The sequence below is a fragment of the Alteromonas sp. CI.11.F.A3 genome (genome assembly GCF_032925565.1).
Classification (GTDB): domain Bacteria; phylum Pseudomonadota; class Gammaproteobacteria; order Enterobacterales; family Alteromonadaceae; genus Alteromonas.
Genome location: NZ_CP136708.1, coordinates 1,366,886 through 1,385,691, shown reverse-complemented (window position 1 = coordinate 1,385,691; position 18,806 = coordinate 1,366,886). Strand labels below are relative to the sequence as shown.

Annotated in this window: 19 protein-coding genes; 10 read left to right on the top strand and 9 right to left on the bottom strand. The window is 42.7% G+C overall.

Features of this window, described 5'->3' with window-relative positions; translation table 11 throughout:
- Position 1 precedes the first annotated feature (1 nt).
- Positions 2 to 1,249, bottom strand: a complete 1,248-nt coding sequence (locus tag R1T43_RS05875; RefSeq protein WP_211072022.1) for an efflux RND transporter periplasmic adaptor subunit — start codon at positions 1,247 to 1,249, stop codon at positions 2 to 4.
- 306 nt (positions 1,250 to 1,555) lie between these two features.
- Positions 1,556 to 3,043 (bottom strand): Na+/H+ antiporter NhaC, encoded by a 1,488-nt coding sequence (gene nhaC, locus R1T43_RS05870; protein WP_317353876.1) that lies wholly within the window; start codon positions 3,041 to 3,043, stop codon positions 1,556 to 1,558.
- A gap of 300 nt (positions 3,044 to 3,343) precedes the next feature.
- Between nhaC and R1T43_RS05865 the strand changes: the two genes are divergently transcribed.
- The 4 genes from R1T43_RS05865 to R1T43_RS05850 all read left to right on the top strand — a co-directional run bounded on the left by R1T43_RS05865 (position 3,344) and on the right by R1T43_RS05850 (position 7,048).
- On the top strand, positions 3,344 to 4,204 hold the full coding sequence (locus R1T43_RS05865) for a PA4780 family RIO1-like protein kinase (RefSeq protein WP_317353874.1): 861 nt from the start codon (positions 3,344 to 3,346) through the stop codon (positions 4,202 to 4,204).
- A gap of 293 nt (positions 4,205 to 4,497) precedes the next feature.
- On the top strand, positions 4,498 to 5,730 hold the full coding sequence (locus R1T43_RS05860) for a nidogen-like domain-containing protein (RefSeq protein WP_317353872.1): 1,233 nt from the start codon (positions 4,498 to 4,500) through the stop codon (positions 5,728 to 5,730).
- Positions 5,731 to 5,804: 74 nt separating this feature from the next.
- Positions 5,805 to 6,347 carry an invasion associated locus B family protein gene (locus R1T43_RS05855; protein WP_317353870.1) on the top strand — a complete coding sequence of 181 codons (543 nt, stop codon included), beginning with the start codon at positions 5,805 to 5,807 and terminating at the stop codon, positions 6,345 to 6,347.
- Positions 6,348 to 6,445: 98 nt separating this feature from the next.
- Entirely contained in the window at positions 6,446 to 7,048 is a 603-nt protein-coding gene (locus R1T43_RS05850) for an outer membrane beta-barrel protein (protein WP_317353868.1), read from the top strand.
- A 78-nt stretch (positions 7,049 to 7,126) separates the two neighbouring features.
- On the opposite strand, the gene R1T43_RS05845 is transcribed toward R1T43_RS05850, so the two are convergent.
- The 4 genes from R1T43_RS05845 to R1T43_RS05830 all read right to left on the bottom strand — a co-directional run bounded on the left by R1T43_RS05845 (position 7,127) and on the right by R1T43_RS05830 (position 10,761).
- Positions 7,127 to 8,299, bottom strand: coding sequence for a PQQ-dependent sugar dehydrogenase (locus R1T43_RS05845; protein WP_317353865.1), 1,173 nt, complete (start codon positions 8,297 to 8,299; stop codon positions 7,127 to 7,129).
- A gap of 159 nt (positions 8,300 to 8,458) precedes the next feature.
- Positions 8,459 to 9,532 carry a GlxA family transcriptional regulator gene (locus R1T43_RS05840; RefSeq protein ID WP_317353862.1) on the bottom strand — a complete coding sequence of 358 codons (1,074 nt, stop codon included), beginning with the start codon at positions 9,530 to 9,532 and terminating at the stop codon, positions 8,459 to 8,461.
- Positions 9,529 to 10,422, bottom strand: coding sequence for an EamA family transporter (locus R1T43_RS05835; protein ID WP_317353859.1), 894 nt, complete (start codon positions 10,420 to 10,422; stop codon positions 9,529 to 9,531). The genes R1T43_RS05840 and R1T43_RS05835 overlap by 4 nt, the downstream gene beginning before the upstream one ends.
- A 30-nt stretch (positions 10,423 to 10,452) precedes the next feature.
- Positions 10,453 to 10,761: a DUF1272 domain-containing protein gene (locus R1T43_RS05830; protein ID WP_317353857.1), complete on the bottom strand. Its 309-nt coding sequence runs from the start codon at positions 10,759 to 10,761 to the stop codon at positions 10,453 to 10,455.
- Positions 10,762 to 11,069: 308 nt separating this feature from the next.
- Between R1T43_RS05830 and R1T43_RS05825 the strand changes: the two genes are divergently transcribed.
- Positions 11,070 to 12,314 (top strand): DEAD/DEAH box helicase, encoded by a 1,245-nt coding sequence (locus R1T43_RS05825; protein WP_317353854.1) that lies wholly within the window; start codon positions 11,070 to 11,072, stop codon positions 12,312 to 12,314.
- Positions 12,315 to 12,570: 256 nt separating this feature from the next.
- Here the strand turns inward: R1T43_RS05825 and R1T43_RS05820 are convergent, their stop codons facing one another.
- Positions 12,571 to 12,903 carry a hypothetical protein gene (locus R1T43_RS05820; protein WP_211072032.1) on the bottom strand — a complete coding sequence of 111 codons (333 nt, stop codon included), beginning with the start codon at positions 12,901 to 12,903 and terminating at the stop codon, positions 12,571 to 12,573.
- A 240-nt stretch (positions 12,904 to 13,143) separates the two neighbouring features.
- Between R1T43_RS05820 and R1T43_RS05815 the strand changes: the two genes are divergently transcribed.
- Together R1T43_RS05815 and R1T43_RS05810 are read left to right on the top strand one after the other, a co-directional pair.
- Positions 13,144 to 13,362: a DUF2945 domain-containing protein gene (locus R1T43_RS05815; protein WP_317353850.1), complete on the top strand. Its 219-nt coding sequence runs from the start codon at positions 13,144 to 13,146 to the stop codon at positions 13,360 to 13,362.
- A 26-nt stretch (positions 13,363 to 13,388) separates the two neighbouring features.
- Positions 13,389 to 13,988: a DNA-3-methyladenine glycosylase gene (locus R1T43_RS05810; protein ID WP_317353847.1), complete on the top strand. Its 600-nt coding sequence runs from the start codon at positions 13,389 to 13,391 to the stop codon at positions 13,986 to 13,988.
- Positions 13,989 to 14,108: 120 nt separating this feature from the next.
- On the opposite strand, the gene R1T43_RS05805 is transcribed toward R1T43_RS05810, so the two are convergent.
- Complete coding sequence (locus R1T43_RS05805; protein WP_211072040.1) at positions 14,109 to 14,555, bottom strand: DUF3010 family protein; 447 nt, start codon at positions 14,553 to 14,555, stop codon at positions 14,109 to 14,111.
- A gap of 390 nt (positions 14,556 to 14,945) precedes the next feature.
- Here R1T43_RS05805 and R1T43_RS05800 point away from each other — a divergent pair, with 390 nt between their 5' ends.
- Positions 14,946 to 16,304, top strand: a complete 1,359-nt coding sequence (locus tag R1T43_RS05800) for a hypothetical protein (protein WP_317353844.1) — start codon at positions 14,946 to 14,948, stop codon at positions 16,302 to 16,304.
- A 30-nt stretch (positions 16,305 to 16,334) separates the two neighbouring features.
- On the opposite strand, the gene R1T43_RS05795 is transcribed toward R1T43_RS05800, so the two are convergent.
- The gene (locus tag R1T43_RS05795; protein ID WP_317353842.1) at positions 16,335 to 17,687 is read right to left on the bottom strand and encodes an MATE family efflux transporter; all 1,353 of its coding nucleotides are present in this window, start codon (positions 17,685 to 17,687) and stop codon (positions 16,335 to 16,337) included.
- A 347-nt stretch (positions 17,688 to 18,034) separates the two neighbouring features.
- On the opposite strand from R1T43_RS05795, the gene R1T43_RS05790 reads away from it, so the two are divergent.
- Both R1T43_RS05790 and R1T43_RS05785 read left to right on the top strand, forming a co-directional pair.
- Positions 18,035 to 18,202, top strand: a complete 168-nt coding sequence (locus tag R1T43_RS05790) for a DUF1328 domain-containing protein (protein ID WP_211072042.1) — start codon at positions 18,035 to 18,037, stop codon at positions 18,200 to 18,202.
- 187 nt (positions 18,203 to 18,389) lie between these two features.
- Positions 18,390 to 18,635: a DUF4235 domain-containing protein gene (locus R1T43_RS05785; RefSeq protein ID WP_317353838.1), complete on the top strand. Its 246-nt coding sequence runs from the start codon at positions 18,390 to 18,392 to the stop codon at positions 18,633 to 18,635.
- Positions 18,636 to 18,806 lie beyond the last annotated feature (171 nt).

Genomic DNA, 18,806 nt, shown 5'->3' with positions numbered 1-18,806 from the left:
CTTATCCCTCTTCTCTGATTGTCATTAAGTCGTGTACAGACCATTCGTCCTGCATTTGCGATATGAAGTGTTCATCTACGTCTACGCCAGACTGAATGATGAGCTTACCTTTGGTTAATCCTCCTAGCTGAATGCGTCTTTTCACAGCATGGATTTTATCTGTCCCCAGGACGAACCTATCAAGCTGAGACATAGGCCGTAATCCAGCGTTCTGGGTGACATACAAGGCATTAATTTGCGTTTTTATAAATATTTGCCCAGTCACTGGCGCCAAGGGCCGAGCATCAGAGGGTAGCTCACTGGTTAACTTTACTTCAGCGATAACCACGCCGTTACTAACAACAGATTCGATAAGATTGACCTCTCCACTTATTTGCCCTTTTCGGGTGGTAAGTTCAACAGGTGCCCCTAAGGTAATTTGGTCGACCTGATGTTGTGGCACTCGTAAGCGAGCAAGGAGTTTATCTACCGAGCCCACTCTTCCAAGCACAGTACCTTGAGGAAGTGTTTCACCTATTCCTACCTCTAAGCTTTGCAGCGTACCGTATATGCCAGCCTTAACCTGCATATCGTCTAATTGATTTGAAAGTAACGCCACTTGCTGATTTAGTTGCTCTAACTCAATTTGACGTTGCTTGAGCTGGAAGGCTTGTACTTTTAAGAAGTGTTGATATTTTTGACGTTCGAATTCGAGTTTCTTCGCTTCTTGTTTAACGGTAAGTTCAGCCCGCTGTATTTCAAGCTTTGCTGATACCCCTCGCTCAGAAAGCTGCTTGTTTACACTGAGTTCAAGCTGGCCACGCTCTAATGCTGCTTCAATATCTGCCATTCGACTCTGGTAATCTAAACGTTCATTCTGCTGCTCTAACTCAAAGGATTCCAACTGTACTTTTTGACCATTGTAATCGCCCACGGCTGACTGGTAAGCTCTATTAAGTTCAGGGTTGGCAAGTGACAGTATTACCGTGCTAGGTTCAACGGAAGCGCCGGGGCGAAGATAAATCTCTGCAACTTTACCCGATGCTTGCGATGTTAATAATCGCTCTTGTTCTGAAAAAAGCTCGCCAAAAGCATGACTGAATAAATCAATATTGCCTTGCTCAACTTTCAACACGTCCACTTCGCCACTTGATACTACAAGTGCATCTTCTGCGTTCAATAAGAAAGTAGCGATCAGCGCTACCACCACTAATGTGCCCATCGCGTACCAATGTTTATGGTTTTTCTTCCGAGTTAATTCTATTTTCATGGTGCTCTGCCTTTTCACTTTGCAACTGACAATGAAAAAGCCATGCCAAGTTAAAAAACACTAATAACTCAATAACTTAAAATTAAACCAGTTATATACTTAGCGGTTGTATGTTCGATATCGAACAGTATTGTTCGAATATTTTGGGGTAGGTAATGAAGGTGAAACAGAGTGATTTTACAGAGCAAGGGTTAGGGGAATATTAAAAGGAAAGGAACAGGGGAATATTAAAAGGAAAGGAACAGGGTATTTTTCGCGTTGCTATAACGAAATGTACCCTGCTCCTGCTTATTTTAACACAGTGGCTTAATCGGTCTTGGGCGATCCATCTTCGTTAAATTCAGCAATTGCTTCGCCGGAAGTCTCCCAACGTTCACGCTCTTCTTCGGTCGCTTTTGGTGAAAAAAGCCCCGTGTAAGCATAAAAAATGCCGATTAATGGCGCGGTCCAGCATGCAAAGGCCAAGGGTATATACAGTAGGTTTTCTAGGTTATCGCCAGTTACACCTAAACCCAGTGCAGTAATGACAAATGCCCCACCCGCGTTCCATGGAATTAGCGGCGACATCAAGGTACCACCTTCTTCAATGCCTCTGGCAAGGTTCAAGGTAGAATAGCCCATTCCTCGGTATACCGGTGAGTACATACGCCCCGGTAACGCCACAGATAAGTAGGGGTCACCAGCTACTAAGTTAGTCGCAAATGCGGTTCCAACGGCGGCAGTTTGTGTGCCTGCAAATGTGGTTGCTTTGCTTTTAATCGCATTGATAATACTTCGCAAACACCCTGTAGTTTCAAGCGCACCACCAAAGCCAAGAGCAATTAATACAAGGGAGATGGTCCACATCATCGATTGAATACCACCTCGATTCAATAGACCGTCAATTTCTGCAATACCGGTTTCAATTGAATATCCGTTATTTGCAAAATCAAAGACCGACTGCAAATTTTGCCCTTGCGTAATCATTGCCATGGCACTCCCCACTACTACACCTGCAAATAGCGAGGGCAATGGCGGGCATTTCTTAAGCGCTAAAGCCATTACAACAACCGCCGGCAACAGTGCCCAAGGAGAGATGTAAAAATTATCTTCTAGCGCATTAGTTATGCCTGCAATTTTTGCAAAGGAAACGCTTTGTGTATCAATAACAAAAAAGCCAACGGCTATGTAGATAACTAACGCTATAAACATGGCGGGAATAGTGGTCGCCATCATATTTTTGATATGAGAAAACACGTCGGTTCCCGTTACTGCTGGGGCTAAGTTAGTGGTGTCAGATAACGGTGATACTTTGTCACCAAAAAATGCGCCAGATACAACTGCCCCAGCAGTCCAATACATGGGAATATCGAAGCCTTCACCGATACCCATTAATGCCAGCCCTACTGTGCCGACACTTCCCCAACTGGTGCCTAGAGAAACCGACACTACCGCACATATAATCATGCCAGCAGCCAAGAAAATTTCAGGGGAAAGCGCTTTTAGACCGTAATAAATAATGGTGGGAACCGTTCCACTGGCTATCCAAACCCCAATAATCATACCAACGGTTATCAAGACCGATACCGATGGGAGTGCAACATGAACAACGTGGAAGATACCTTCTCGTATGTCTACCCAAGTAAGGCCTAAATACATGCCAACTAAACTGGTTAGCGCGAGACCGAGGGTAAGAGGAATATGAGGTTCAAATACCCCAAAGTAAAAAATTTGCGTGCCCAAGATAATTAGGGTTAGCACCACAGGGGTTAAGGCAAGTAACAAACTTGGCGTGACAGGTTGCTTATTGTTCATGTCGTTGTCCGTTATTTAGAAATCCATTCCTAAATTTGATACGCGCATTGGCTTTTAACAGATCTGCTGAACAAAAAGAGGAAAGCGTCGTTTTTAGTGAAAGTCCTGTGCTTACTTCACTTAGGTAATAAAGTGGTATTTAATTTATGTCGTTCATTTAAAGAGGGATTGGTAAAAAAGTGCTGTTACTTCACTGCTCTTAGTTTTCAACACTGGTATACTAGTTAAGCAAATTGAATAAACACATAGAGCACCTTTATAAACAATGATGAAAACACAACACCATTTAGCAGGCAGTGAGTGAAAATACCTAAACGCCTACAACCCCTCGTCGATGATGGTTTAATCGACGAAGTACTAAGCCGCTTAATGAGCGGTAAAGAAGCCGATGTTTTTGTTGTTCGCTGTGGTGAACATGTTCGCTGTGCAAAGGTTTATAAAGATGCCGTTAAACGCAGCTTCAAAAAAGCGGCGCAGTATCAAGAAGGCCGAAAAGTAAGAGGCGGACGCCAGGCACGCGCCATGGGCAAACGTTCTAGCTACGGTCGCCAAATAGAGGAAGAGATTTGGCAAACAGCAGAGGTGGATGCCCTATCACGCTTGAACGAAGCGGGCGTGCGTGTGCCTGATACGTACTGTTGTATTGACGGCGTGCTGCTGATGGAGCTGGTGTCTGATGAACACGGTGATGTAGCCCCACAATTAGGGCACGTTAGCTTTAGTAAAGAAGACGCTATAGAACAGCATAAAATCATGATGCATAATATTATGCTTATGCTTTGCGCGGGTATTATTCACGGCGATTTATCTGAATTTAATGTGCTTGTTGACAACAATGGGCCGGTAATCATCGATTTGCCTCAAGCGGTTAATGCTTCGGCGAACAATAATGCCGAGGCCATGTTTGCCCGCGACGTTAACAATATTCGACGCTATTACGGCGAGTTTGCTCCTGAGCTATTAAATACTAACTACGCAAAAGAAATGTGGGCGCTGTTTGAAGAAGCTAACTTAACGCCTAACTCTGTGCTAACCGGTGAGTTTGAAGATGACAGTGAAGAGGCTGACGTAGGCGCAATACTCGAAGAGATACAAGCTGCTGCTGACGAAGAGCAAGAACGATTAGCCCGCATTAATTTTTCTGATGATGATAATTTATAGATAGATAAAACAATGGGGCAGAATCATTTTTTAAAAGAAATGTACTCGGCCTCTTTGGTGTACGCTCTATAAATATCATCGCCCTCCGCTACGCCCAACCCCGATTGATTAAATTTAGTACAATCAATAACTTATACTGTCAGCTTTACTTACACACTCTTATCATTCATATCGAAAGACAAAAATTACCCTTTATAAATCAGATTGTTACCTTATGGCATGGATTTCGCTAACTCAGCCCGCGCTACGCTGTAAATAAAAACAAAAAATTGTCTATTAGGGTATAATTTATAATGAAATTCAAACACACACTCATTGCCGCCACTCTGTCTTTTGCTGTGCTTTCTCTGCAAACTCATGCTGACGTTATTATCTCAGGTATGGGCGGCGCAGCCGACTACGGTTCTGACCAAACTTTTACCGAGTATTCCCCCACGATCGACCTCCCTTTCGATGTAAATATTGATGGAGTAAACTTTGACACGTTTAACGCATTTACAAGCGGGGGCATCGATTTATATAGCAGTGAGCTTTCTGACTTAGAGCCTGCTATAGCGTCCCTAACGCCTTTTTTTGCATCGGGAAACTACGACTGCTGGAGCTGCGGTGACACTTATATTGGCTCACCGTCAGAAGGTGTTGTCGCTGTTACGTGGCTAAACATGAGCGTAGATGCATTTTATAACGACGACGACGAAAACAATCGTCAAAACACTTTTCAAGCATTGATCATCGACCGCTCTGACGAGACCGGCCTCGCTGGTGATGTTGATATCGAATTTCGCTACGACGAGCTTTCATACCGCGATGAAGGGATCTCATTTGATGGGATTACTTGGGGTCAATCAAGAGCAGGGATATCTCTAACTGACGAACAATTTATTGCGTTACCTGGTAGTGATTCAGAAGCGATTTTAGAACTCGTTAACGCCTCAAATGTAGGCGAGGATGGTATATGGGCATACTCTGTTCGTAACGGTGAAGTAACACTAGCCACAGCGTCAACGGGTAGCGAAGGCACAGGAACTGAGCTTGACCCTTTCATGCCTTCAGATGATGTTGATGGCAGTTGGGAATTCGAGTTTAGTATTTCAGACGATCAAGTGGTATTTATCGACCCTGACGTAGCGATTGGTTACGACTATGTGGTGGAGTCTGGTCCAGAAATAGCCTCAGTTATTTTGCCAACGGGCTTCGATGCTGATTACGAATTGTGGTTAATGGGTGATTCTGGATGGGAATTCACTGACAACCTAACGGCTGAAGAAGAGTACTTCTTTGGTACTGACGGCGTGACTGAATTTCGTGTTTTGGGTATCGACACTACGAACATGATTGACCCAGACGATGCATTGGCATTTGTTACTGGTTTATCATTCGTTGATTCTGGTGACGTGGTTATGTCTCAAACACCTATCACTGAATTTGTTGCTGAGCCTACATCGGTAAGCGAGCCAAGAATGTTTTTCGTTCTACTAACAGCTTTTGGATTATTCGCCATCCGCGCACGTAAAAGAACTAAATAAGCCCATTATCGGTTAATTTAAGTTGTTTACATGGGGCTTCACAGCCCCTTCTTTTTTTACACTGGAAATTGACAATGAGTTTCATATTATCGCAACCCAATATTGCGAAATTAGCAGCCCTTCTTCTCGTATTTACATTTAACGCAAAAGCACAAACACACCTCGCCTCTCCATCAACTGCGGCACCAATGACTTCGAAGAGCAGTGTTTCAGAGAGGTGGAGCTATCAGTGCAAAGATAACCATTGCTTCATTAACCAAGTATTGATTGCTCGCAACAATGAAAAAGCTGGCGTTGTAGGTGCTATAAACATTGCACTTTCTGCACAAAAACAACCTATTCTTACGCTAAGATTTAGCAGCACTGCAAAGAAAGAATTCGGTTTAGGTATAAAAATAGATGAAGGAAAGCCGGTTCGCATCAGCATTCAGCAGTGTGATACTAAAGTGTGTGAAAGTAATATTGTTGTCGACGATACCATGCTAGCAGAACTTAATAATGGCAAGCGCTTTATGGTTGCTTTTATGAATGCCGAAAAAGAACAAACGACACTCCCCTTTTCCCTTGATGGGTTCTCGCAAGCCTACGAAAAATTGCTAACTCACGCTAATCAATAGCAATAAATAAAATGGGTTTAATCGGTGGACGCAAAATTTAGTCGATGCTAAATTTAGGCCGCATTCGCAAAGCAATGTGATTTTATAAGGACATTTAAATGGAATTAAGAAATAAATTAGCCGCATCTATGGTCGCACTTATTGTGGCTTCTTCGCCAGCTTTAGCTGAAGACCCGAAGTGGGATCTCGCTGAACTTGGTTATGTACAAACTGAAATCGACGGCGATGATTTTTCGCCATCAGGTTTTAACGCCTCATTTTCTAAAGCGCTTGGTGAAGGTTTCTACCTTACTGGACGCTATCGCGATGTGAGCGAAGACGTAAATGTTTTTGGCCAAGACGTTGACGTAGATCTATCCCAACTGTCACTGGGTGGTGGGTATCGCTTTAATGTAACAGAAAGTACTGATGTATATGCCCAAGTGACTTATGAGAACTTGGAAGTAGGCGCTTCAGCTCAAGGTAATTCGGAATCTGAAGATGACAACGGTTTTGGTGCCACTATCGGCGTACGCTCTATGGTGACAAACGCACTTGAACTGGGTGCTAACATCAGTTACTTAGATATTGCCGAAGAGTCAGAAACGGCGTTGGGTGTATCTGCATACTATTACTTTACAGACAACATCGCGGTAGGTGCCACTTACGAAGCATGGGATGGTGTAGATTTTATAAGCCTGAATGCCCGTTACGCGTTTTAACGGATTGTTAGGTAATCAAAGCCCGATTTACTCGGGCTTTTTTGTGCTCTTTCAATTTAACCTATTATGTTTTAGCTGCTAATTACTTGGCTGAAGTTTTATTAAACGACCGTGTTCTTTGTCTTCAAGTACATATATGTTGCCTTTATTATCTTGTTCCACTTCACGAACCCGTTTGCCCCACTCGTAACGTTCCGCTTCTTCCACACTCCACTTTTGTCCGTCTTGGCTGAAAGTAACCCGCACTAATGCTTCAGATGATAAACCACCTATGAAGCCATTACCTTTCCAGCCATTATGTAAATCACCTTTATAAATAATAAAGCCCGCGGGACTTATGGCTGGTACCCACGCATTTTCTGGTGCTTTATAAATAGGGTAATCTTCGTGGTTCGGTATTTTCACGCCTGAATAATGGTCGCCTTGCGAAACAATGGGGTAACCGTAGTTGCGTGCTTTTTCAATAACGTTGAGTTCATCACCATGACGCGGCCCCATTTCGTGGGACCACAAATTCCCTTGCTCATCAAAATCAATGCCGAGGGGATTGCGGTGACCTAGCGTCCATATTTGTTCTGTCACGCTACCGTTGCCATAAAAAGGATTATCTTGGGGCACGCTACCATCAGCGTTCAAGCGTAAAACTTTTCCCAAATTCATTGCCATATTTTGGGCCGGCGTAAATTTTTGTCTGTCTCCGGAAGTAATAAACAAGTAGCCATCTGGAGAAATCACCATTCGATGGGAATAGTGGCCATTTCCGGTAACTTTGGGGGATTGGTGCCAAATAAGCTCTCTGTCAGACAAGTTTGCACCGCTATCAGAAATGGTTAACGTTGCGCGTTCAATCACTGCCCCGCTGTAGGCATCGTCTTTAGGATCGCGCTCGATATAAGAAATGTAGATGGTGTTATTAGTATTAAATTCAGGGTGAACAATAACATCGCCTAAACCGCCCTGTCCTCGCGCTTGAACGTTGGGAGTGTTAGTGACTGCAAAGCGTTTCTGCTGGTTCTTATCAAGCAGCCACAGCGTGCCAGCCTTTTCTGTAACCAAACTATGCCCATCAGGTAAAAACGCCATCGCCCATGGGTTTTCAAATGAAGTAATGGCTTTTCCAACGAGTGTAGTGCCCTTACTGCCTTTCATGTCGATTTGAGTTGGCAACTCAGACTGAGACGTCGCAACGAAGGAGGTCGCTAGCAAGGTAATAAGGAGGGCTATTTTTTGTCGCGTGATACGTTTTCGCATAGTCGTTTTTAACCTTGTAAAAGGTTCGCGTAATACTTGTCACATCGTAATGTGCCACGCAAATAATGATTAATAACGATGTTTACGCATGTTTATTCACTACGGCTCACTTGCGCTAACATCGGCTAATTTTGCTTTATTTCGCAGACCGCCAACACCCTACCGATACGATGATGGCGGGCTGCTGTGGTATCTAGCCCAAAGGCGCCTAAACTGCCTTGAGTCTTCAAACCCGCACCGCTGGGCGATTTCTTCTACTTGTAGCGGCGAGCTCTGCAAGAGTTGCTGGGCCAGACTTAATCGCAATTTGTAAATATACTCTTTACTAGTAATGCCGGTGCTGTCTTTAAATATGCGCGCAAAATGGCGTTTACTGCAATGCCCTAAATCAGCCAGTTCATCTAGGCTCCAACTTCTAGCGGGGTCTTGCTGAATCTTATCTTGAATAGTATGAATTCTTTGCTGTAAATGGTTTCTGTGCTCCAAATACGGTGACAAGCTAGGATCTTGCATTCCTCGGCGAATAAACAATACCATTTGCCTGGCTATCTTTGCAGATACTTGGGGGCCAACTTGCTGTTGTACCAAGTGAAGCGCCAAATCAATTCCAGCCGATACGCCAGCACTGGTATAAACATTACCATCTTGCACAAACAAGCGATTTTCGAGTACTTGCTTAGCGGTAAGTAAAGCAGATAACTCATTGCAGTGCATAAAGTGCGTGGTACATTTTTTATTATTGAGCAGCCCCGCTTTTGCCAACACTAAGGCCCCCGCACACACACTTATCACTTTTGCGAATTGATGCTCTGCTAACCACCCACATACCTTTTGCAACGGCAGCGTATCAAGCTTAAGTTCATTACCCACCATGCCGGTTACTAATAGCCAAGCGTTTGGCTCGACGGTTCTTGGTAGAGGGTCTACCGTTAAGCTCATACCAAGGGAATTTTTAAGTGTGGTTTCTGGCCCAACAAAATGCAGTTTAAAATGAATTTTTCCGTAGCGATTAGCATAAGCGAACACTTCTGCGGGCCCTACCACATCTAACATCAAAAGTTCAGGCAGCAATACTATGTAGATGGGAATAGTATCATTTTCAGTATCGGCATTTGTACTTATGCCAGCGCCAAGAATGCCAGTACCGAGAGAGCCAGTACCGAAACTGTCAGTATCTAGAGTGTCAGCATCCAAAGTGTCAGCTTCATAAGTGTTAATAGACTCAGCCATCATACACTCACTGCTACTTTACGGCGAAAACGACCACCAAAGGTATTAAGTAGAAGGCCAAACAATACCAAAATAATACCCAACCACTGCATAGGCGTAATGCTTTCGCCAAGCATTAGCGCAGCAGAACTTAGCCCTACAACGGGAACACCTAGTGACAAAGGAGCTATTTGGCCAGCGGGGTAACGAGTTAACAGGTAGCTCCAAAGCCCATATCCGGTAATAGTGGCCCCAACCGCCAAATACAATAACGCGCCAAACGACACCCAACTAAACCCACTTAAACTAGCGATGATTTGCTCGGGGCCTTCAATAAAATAACTACCAATAAAAAATGGAATAGGCGGTACCCATGCACTCCACACCACTAAATTAACGTTCGAATTAAAGCCCCGATTGCTAATGCTTCTGGCGCTAATATTACCCAAAGCCCAGCTTGCCGCGCCTGCCATGGTTAAGCCAAACCCCAACGCAGTAATGCTGTGTTCATCTTTACTCAGTGCAATAAACGTTAAACCAAACGCGGCAATAAAAAAGGCCCACACCTGATAATTTTTTATTGATTCCTTCAAGAAAAACATAGCAAAAATCATGGTAAACAACGCCTGTGCTTGCAATGCAAGCGACGCTAATCCTGCCGGCATGCCATAGGCCATAGCCGAAAATAGAAATGCAAATTGCAGGAAGCTAATGGGCACAGCATAGGCCACCCACCATATAAACGGCGTGTTGGGTCGTTTGAAAAATAAGGCTCCCACCGAAGCTACTAGCAAGAAGCGTAAACCGCCCATTAATAAAGGAGGCATACCTTCTAACCCCCAAGCAATTGCAACGAAATTCACGCCCCATATCACCACAATAAATATTGCGATCAATAAATCTTTACCTAACATACCCTACCCTTTTCGCTGCCATTAATTAAATTAGCGCTGATGCGCCGGAATATGTTTCATTTTGTCTACAAATGTAGTGATTTCTTGGTCGCTAAGTTGCCCTATTATCCTCTGGGTACTTGCACTGTGATACTGTAAACCCAGCCCTGGCCGATAGGCTTTTTCAGGGCGTATAGGCCTTTTTTGCAAGTCACCGCCGCAGTTAGGGCAAATCCCTTGCAATATTCCCGTTAAACAATCTTCGCAAAACGTACATTCGTAAGTGCAAATGTAAGCCTTTGATGAGTTTGCAGGTAATGAAGCATTACAGCATTCGCAATTAGGTTTAAGTATCAACATACAGGTATGCCCAGATGATTGTTGATAAAGATATTATGCCTGTTTATACATGGATGGTAGGGCAAAAACTTAATCTTAGCGGGTCAAAAAGGACATAACTAAGAAATGATGAGTTAGAAACAGGGCTACAGAAACAGAATTCAAAAAAATAGCCTTCAAGTAGAAGCGGCGCAGAAATGAAACCAAAGCAATTTTAAGTAGAGTAAGAACTTGTTGGGAGATAACGTACTTTTGGGTAGCCAGTGTACTCTGCCCCCTATATTCAAGTATCATGGCGCCAATTTTAATGCGTTGTAGGGTTCCCTCTTATGTCATTTAGCGATTTAGGCTTATGTACTGAACTTTTAAACACCGTTGCTGACAAGGGCTATACCTCGGCCTCGCCAATTCAGCAGGAAGCCATTCCAGCAATATTGAGTAAGCAAGACCTTATCGCAATTGCTCAAACAGGAACGGGGAAAACAGCGAGTTTTTCATTACCCATTTTGCAGCTATTGGTAGACAAGCCGCGCCTAGAAACCAAGGATATAAGGGCGCTTATTATTGCCCCTACTCGCGAGCTTGCCGCACAGGTTGCTCAAAACGTTGAACAATATAGCCAAAATCTAAATCTTCGCTCAACCGCCGTGTTTGGTGGCGTGCGAATTGAGCCTCAAAAATATGAATTAGCGCAAGGTGTCGATATTCTCATCGCAACACCGGGGCGCTTGCTAGATTTATATGAGCAAGGTGATATTAACTTCGACCATCTTGAAATATTGGTGCTAGATGAAGCCGACCGCATGCTGGACTTAGGCTTTATTGACCATATTCATCACATACAAAAGCTTCTGCCAGAGAAGCGTCAAACGCTGTTATTTTCAGCCACATTTTCAAAAGAAATTAAAACATTAGCAGCCACGATGCTGAACAACCCTAAAACTATCGAGTTAGCTACAGCCAAAGATCATATCGAAAAGATCACGCAAGTATTGCATCCGGTAGACAAGGAGCGAAAAAACGAGCTTCTTATTTACCTTATTGAAAACAATGACTGGTCTCAAATATTGGTATTTACGCGCACTAAACGCGGTGCAGATAGCTTAAGGAATGAGCTTGAAGCGAAAGGCATTGCGGCAGAGTCTATTCATGCAAATAGAACACAGCAAGCTCGCACATTAGCGCTAAATGGTTTTAGAGATGGCAGCATTAAGGTTCTGATTGGAACAGACCTTGCCGCTAGAGGTATTGATATTCAGCAATTACCCTGTGTGATTAATGTCGACCTGCCCTATGTAGCCGAAGACTATATTCATAGAATTGGCCGTACAGGCAGAGCGTCGTCAGAGGGATTGGCTATTTCGCTATTCAGCGACGACGAAGCAAAGCAGCTAAAAACCATCGAACGCCTTCTGGGCAGACAATTTAAAAAGACCTTTATTTCCGGTTTTGCGCCAAAACCAAAACCGAAGCCACCTACAGTTAAGATAGAAGAAGACTTATACGGGAATTTTGAAGCTGACGATAAACCGAAGGGTAAAGGCCGGTCGAAAGGACGTAAAAAGCGCCGCTAGTTTGAAAAATGGGGTCGGTGTACATTTAACAGGTAGATCACTTTAGATAGCCTAAGAAAAAATGGGGTCTAAGTAATGTACTCTGACCCCTTTATTTCTAAGGGTAAAGGCCGGTCGAAAGGACGTAGAAAGCGCCGCTAGCTCCAATAAACAGGAAAGGAAATAATGGCGTCGGATGACAATCAATAGATAGTGCACTTTAGCTAACCTACATTAAATAATGTGCGCTAACGCTGATATTTCTACTTCAGAGCAATCATCGCTCAAAAAACACATCAACTAAATCGGCAAGGGTTTCTTCCAACTCTTCCTCGAAAACATCAATGTCGATATCGAAACTGTTCATATACTTGTCAGCATTCTCACGCGATACCGTAATGTTTTTCATCTGGAATTCTAGCTCGGGAAGTGATTTGTCGTAACGAGGTTTAACAGCCCATCGCAAGCAATGACCGCGGTTGTCTTTCAGCTTTTGTTTGGCGAAAACACAAAACTCCTCAACGTAATCTGTGCCTTGCGGCCCAAGGCAGCCAGGCTCAATGCGACACATCACCAACAACTTTTTGTACAGAGGGAGTCGTGTTTCCATTATATCTTTGAATAGTTTAAAGATTTGATTATCGACAAATTTTGTTCATTTTGCCAGTGCAAGTAAAGGCGTCGGGAATTTTTAAGAGGGTAATGTACCTTGCTCCCCGCTTTAATAGTGAACTTAACCCGCACAGCCCCCGTTATAAACTTTATACAAATGCGCTATTAAGCACCATGGTTGGGGTTCAAGAAATTTAATTTAGCACAACCCTCTTTTCCATTTAGACAGGGATTTAAAATGAAAAATTATGCTATTAACACAGAAGTTGAATGGGAATGGGGTAAAGGTAGCGCCTCGGGTAATATTCGAAAGAAATATACAAGCGATGTTGAACGCACGATAAAAGGCTCATCAGTGAAACGTAAGGCCAGCGAAAATGACCCGGCTTACCTTATTGAGCAAGATGATGGTACTGAATTACTGAAATCGCATAGCGAACTTAAGAAAACGTCTTAACTTCTCTGCTATTTATTGCACTCATTATGATGCCCTCTTCTTTTTTTACTCAAAGCAATGTTGTAAGCATCGCGAAGAATTTGCTAGGCAAGTACCTATACAGTGAAATGAATGGTGTACGTACCGGCGGCATTATTACAGAGACTGAGGCTTATTCTCATAGCAATGATTTGGCAATGCAAAAGCATTTACTGAGGCGCCCTTCTTCTGTAAAAACATTGAAGCGCAACGGCGGCATTGCGTATATTTATAATGTTTATGGCTACCACAGTATGTTCAACATAGTAACAAACGGCGAGTCTTTTGCAGACTCTGTACTTATCCGGGCAATTGAACCGACGCAAGGACTAGATACCATGTTATCAAGAAGAAACATGAAGTCTGCCAACAAAAACCTATGCTCTGGCCCAGCTAAACTGACCCAAGCGCTCGCGTTGACGCCCTCTCTTAATGCAACATCAGTAATGAATCAAAACGTGGTTTGGGTTCAAGATGAAGGTAATGATGAAGGAAACAAAATATTAAGTGATGACATCACGTGTTCGCCGCGCATTGGTATAGACTACGCCGAAGATGACGCAACTTTACCATGGCGATTTACTCTGAAAAGGAAGGAGCTGTTCTAGGAGCTGGTGCAGGAGCTAATGCAGGCGCTTACGCAGACAAAATAGCGCGCTTATTTCACCACCTTGTGACGCTTAAACCGGGCAAGGGTATTAATAGATAAACTCCCCTGCCCCCTTTATTTACTCGTCTGTTTGCGAAGCGTAATGGTTCTGCATTAACCACGCATAGGCAGTAGTAAAAGCAGGCTCTTGAAACTGCTTCAAACCGGTTTCGGCAAAAGGCACTGCCATTGGGTTTCGGCGTAAAGATTCTTTAATATCAGTAGGGCTATATACCACAACGTTTAACCCCTCAATTAATTCAATAGCCGCTTCTAATTTAAAGCCAATAGAACTACCCGCAAATTTACCTTTGCTTTGACGCTGGCGAATGATCACGGCATCAATTTGGTAGTCTGCGACAAGTTTAGCAAACGTACTTTGAAAACTTTTTAACCCTTTGGCACTGCTGTCAGCTAACGTTAACCGACGCGTACGACAGTCGGGAACATGAAACAACCCATCTATCAGCGACAACAGACATACATTTGCTTCGTTACCTTTTAAATCTACACCACAGACTTTCATATCAATTCCTATTTACATTTATCAGCTATTATAACCTGTTTCACTGATAAAAATAGGAATGGGCTATTCGCAGTTAAGGGTAAACCGAAATACTGCCCACGAAAGCCAACAGTGTATTATTCAAACTTAAAAAATGTACTTAAAATCGCCAATATTTATAACGACTATTTAATACTGTTTAAAAAAAGAGTTAATATTAAATAAAATAAAAAATAATCAACAAAATGATTGCTTAACACGTGTTGCACTAAACCTAAAAAGTCAGAGCGCATTTTCCTTTCCGTTGAGTAAGCAGGAAATGAATAAAAACAATTTTTAGTGCGCCGTGTAAGCGTATTTTATTGCCCTTTTTTGAGGGTGAAGGTGATTCAGTTACTGAAAGGAAAGCACATGCGTCGAAGTTTTAAATTTATTCTTTTTACCTTTCTACTACAGAGTGTTGTTCACGCTCAGGAAATAGAAAGAGACTACCATGAAAATGGTCAGCTTAGATTCGAAGGTATATCCGTAGTTGAGGAAGGCAATTTAATAGCAAACTACAAAGAGTACTTCGACACCGGTGAACTTAGTATGCATTTTGTCACCGCACCTGAAAAATGGGGTATGCATAACTACAAAATAGTAAATTACGTCGCTCCAGGTCTGCTGTCGACAAAACATACTATGGAGGACGGACAATTACTCGGAGATTTCGTATTTAACGATTATTTCTCAAACGGTGATTTAAAAACACGTATCTCAGGTTCGTCAACGTTAACGCAATTGACTTACAAGGAATATCACAGCAACGGAATTGTTAAGATTGATAGTATTGTAGAGTTTAATAACGAAGCCAAAGAGCTAGAGAGCTTTATGACCGACGCTTCTGACTTTGCTATGGAATACATTCACCAAGATACATCAGGTTCTTTAGTTGAGTATCATCCAAACGGTAATATCGCTTATAAAGGCAGTTTTAAGGATGGTGAAGAAGACGGAGAAATTCTATACCTAACGGCTCAGAATGAAATCGTACAAAAATACACGCTCAAGAATGGAAAAAAAGTGGGTTTAGGTGAGGTAAATACGTTTTATGATAATGGCCAACTCAAAACGCATACAGATACATTCAACGGACTAGAAAGTGGTTTGTATGTAAGGTTCCACGAAGATGGACAACTGGCAGTGCGTGGGTACTACTCTCAAGAAAACATCGACGGTACCGGCCTTGAAAGCTTCAGGAAAGGCATTTGGAGATATTATAAATACCACCCAAATGGTAACTTAGCAGAAGAAACTACCTACATAAACGAGACCAAGTCAGGGAAATACCAAAAGCTTGATAGCACCGGCCAAATTTTAGAAGCCGGAATTTATTTAGACGGTGAAATGGACGGCGTTTGGGAGTTATACGATGAAGAGCGCGGAAGAACAATATACGGAAAGTACGACAACGGGAAGTTACTAAAAGCATCTTTCAACCTTTTTAACACGATAAAAGTGAAAAATACGTGCAACGAAACCATATCTGTTCTTACGTTCATAGAGGACGATTGGCAAATTAACGGTTGGATAAACGTAGCGCCATACACAACAAAAACGGTTTTAGAAACCCAAGCCGATGCTTATTTCATTTATGTAGAATCTGATTCGTACCATTGGGCAGGCTCAATAGAAAGAATATATCAGGATGAAGAATATAAGTTTGATAAAGTTGCTCTAGAGGACGATTTTTACAGCAGTTCTACGCAACTTATTAGTTGTGACTAATAAAGCGACAAAGCGATGGGCGGCGTACATTTAAGCAGTACTGCCCCCTTCTTTTTTTACTTTGTTTATCTTCCGTCTTGTATAGAAGAAGGCAAGTATGGCGCTTAGGATGACAACGGTAACGATGGTGTAAAACATAGACACCATGGGATAGCCCCACACCACAACCAGCATATAATTTATAAACGCGGGCACAACAAGTTGCCGAGCAATGCCTAAATACATAGGAAACATAGGTTTCTGCATGGCCTGTAGAATAGCCACACTTTGAAACAACACCACGTAAGCGTAAAAGGCTAACGTATCAATTCGAAGGTAGGTAACGCCTGTGTTTTTAATGGCGCTGTCGCTTGTAAAAAGGTTCATCGCCAGCGGCGATAAAAAATACATAATAGGGATAGACACTACCGCCATAAAGAAACCGATTAACAGTCCTTTTCGGTAGGTTTCACCCACGCGTTCATAACGACCTACGCCCATATTTTGACCCGCAATAGCCATTACCGCGCTATTTAAGCCTAGTGCAGGTAGCAACAAAACCTGCTCTAAGCGCAGCCCAACGGTGTAACCAGCTACATGTTCACTTCCAAATTGTCCAATAAGCGCAACGGTAATAAACCCACCTAGAATGATGGTGAGCATGTTAAAGCTGGCGGGCAATATTTGTTTAAGTAGTTCTTGCCACCGCGCTTTATCAAAGGCTGGCATAACCGATATGTTCAATCGCTTCATGAGTACTCGAAACAGATAGAACGCGGTAGCAAACTTAATAACAACAGTAGCTAGCGCTATACCGCCTACCCCTAAATCGAGTACGAAAGTGAAGAATGGGTTGAGCCCAAAATTAGCAAAAAAGCCAATCATAAGTGCGTTTCGGTTAGATTTGGTATCTCCTAATGCCATTAATGCGCCCGCAGCACCGAAGGATAAAGTGAAGCCTACCGAACCTGCCAGCGTTACCCATAAATATTCCATAGCGAGAGGTTCAATGTGAGATTCGGCGCCAAGTAATACAACAAGAGGCCGCGCAGCAAAATAGCCCAAAACAAATGATAGTGCGCTGAAGGCAATGGCAAGGCCGCTGACGTTATCAAGCCATCCTTTCACTTCGTGAGTCTCGCCTCTTCCTGCGCCAGGTGCAATCATAGCTGATGCCCCAGTTTGAATGCCAATACCAATAGATAGCAGTAAGAAGAAGACACTAGATGCAATGGATAAACCGGTAAGCGCATTATCTGACAAATAGCCAGCAAACCAAATATCGGTAAGGTTATACAATGTATTGAAGATCATGCCCGTTGATGCCGGGATAGCAAGCCGCAGCATGTGAGCGACTATTGAGCCCTCCGTTAGCGATGGTTCTGATTTGGTGACTTCTTGCATTACGCTTCTCCAGCTTAAACAAATACCAGCTACAACATATCGATTTTTTACGCCCGCTAGAAAAATCGAGGGAGAGTACATCAAAAGATACGTGCGCAGAATAATGTACGCAGATGTCTTTATTCAGTACCAAGAAATTTTTACAATTTTTTCGTAATATCGTTAACGTTTTTCGCAAGTACTCTTATCGAGGCACCAAAAGATACGATACTTTTTTATTTGCAACCAAGCTACAAGCCACGTTTTGACTGACTTTTAAACAATAACCTAAAAAGTTTGGAAAGTAGGCCTATGCTTTGCATTTTTAATATTAAGTCACATTAACTCACAAACTGAAGGGATACATTATGTTACGTTGGGCTTTGATATTTTTAGTTATTGCATTAGTTGCAGCAGTATTAGGATTTGGTGGAATTGCTGGTTCAGCAGCCGGTATCGCTAAAATCATATTCGGTATTTTTGTCATCTTACTCATCATTTCAATTGTGATGAATATGGTTAGAGGCAAAAAATAGACAATCACCAATTTAGCGATTGGTTTGAAGATTTATTTTGAGTCTGAATTAAACAGCCATTAGTCAATTGATTAATGGCTGTTTTTTTTCAGGTACGTAAGTTGTCGAATATATTACTGGTTGCCCTTTGCGAGCCTAAAACGCTGCATAGGAATAGCATTACCCTAAATATCCAATGGAGAAAATGATGAGTAATAAACAAATGATTACGAACGTTGGTATCGGACTTGCTGCGGCATCTGCAGGTATTCTTGCACGAAAAACGTTACAAAAGTCGTGGGAAAAGGTAACTAACGAACCTGCTCCTAAAGATAAGGGTAGCGAAAACACCGACCTTAAAGAGGCCGTCACTTGGGCGGTAGTGTCAGGCATTGGAGCGGGTATTGCTCGAATGGCAGTTCAGTATGCGCTTGATAAACGCCAATCTAAATAGCGCCTTTTAAATTGATATCTCTTATAAATATCGGCATTTATAGGAGATATCAATACACTGGGTACCAACAAAAAAATCAAGATAATTGAGACATTTACGCTCGAGCACTTTTACTATAAGAAATTTTATAGTCGCAATACGTATACGATGTAAGGTAGCTATTTTCATAGC

Coding starts and splice junctions, on each gene's coding strand:
- R1T43_RS05840 (WP_317353862.1), bottom strand. CDS start 9,532: ATGATGGCTGAGTCTATTAACACTTATGAAGCTGACACTTTGGATGCT.
- R1T43_RS05805 (WP_211072040.1), bottom strand. CDS start 14,555: ATGAAAGTCTGTGGTGTAGATTTAAAAGGTAACGAAGCAAATGTATGT.
- R1T43_RS05860 (WP_317353872.1), top strand. CDS start 4,498: ATGAAATTCAAACACACACTCATTGCCGCCACTCTGTCTTTTGCTGTG.
- R1T43_RS05850 (WP_317353868.1), top strand. CDS start 6,446: ATGGAATTAAGAAATAAATTAGCCGCATCTATGGTCGCACTTATTGTG.
- R1T43_RS05830 (WP_317353857.1), bottom strand. CDS start 10,761: ATGTTGATACTTAAACCTAATTGCGAATGCTGTAATGCTTCATTACCT.
- R1T43_RS05845 (WP_317353865.1), bottom strand. CDS start 8,299: ATGCGAAAACGTATCACGCGACAAAAAATAGCCCTCCTTATTACCTTG.
- R1T43_RS05825 (WP_317353854.1), top strand. CDS start 11,070: ATGTCATTTAGCGATTTAGGCTTATGTACTGAACTTTTAAACACCGTT.
- R1T43_RS05820 (WP_211072032.1), bottom strand. CDS start 12,903: ATGGAAACACGACTCCCTCTGTACAAAAAGTTGTTGGTGATGTGTCGC.
- R1T43_RS05875 (WP_211072022.1), bottom strand. CDS start 1,249: ATGAAAATAGAATTAACTCGGAAGAAAAACCATAAACATTGGTACGCG.
- R1T43_RS05785 (WP_317353838.1), top strand. CDS start 18,390: ATGAGTAATAAACAAATGATTACGAACGTTGGTATCGGACTTGCTGCG.
- R1T43_RS05810 (WP_317353847.1), top strand. CDS start 13,389: ATGATGCCCTCTTCTTTTTTTACTCAAAGCAATGTTGTAAGCATCGCG.
- nhaC (WP_317353876.1), bottom strand. CDS start 3,043: ATGAACAATAAGCAACCTGTCACGCCAAGTTTGTTACTTGCCTTAACC.
- R1T43_RS05795 (WP_317353842.1), bottom strand. CDS start 17,687: ATGCAAGAAGTCACCAAATCAGAACCATCGCTAACGGAGGGCTCAATA.
- R1T43_RS05835 (WP_317353859.1), bottom strand. CDS start 10,422: ATGTTAGGTAAAGATTTATTGATCGCAATATTTATTGTGGTGATATGG.
- R1T43_RS05855 (WP_317353870.1), top strand. CDS start 5,805: ATGAGTTTCATATTATCGCAACCCAATATTGCGAAATTAGCAGCCCTT.
- R1T43_RS05800 (WP_317353844.1), top strand. CDS start 14,946: ATGCGTCGAAGTTTTAAATTTATTCTTTTTACCTTTCTACTACAGAGT.
- R1T43_RS05815 (WP_317353850.1), top strand. CDS start 13,144: ATGAAAAATTATGCTATTAACACAGAAGTTGAATGGGAATGGGGTAAA.
- R1T43_RS05790 (WP_211072042.1), top strand. CDS start 18,035: ATGTTACGTTGGGCTTTGATATTTTTAGTTATTGCATTAGTTGCAGCA.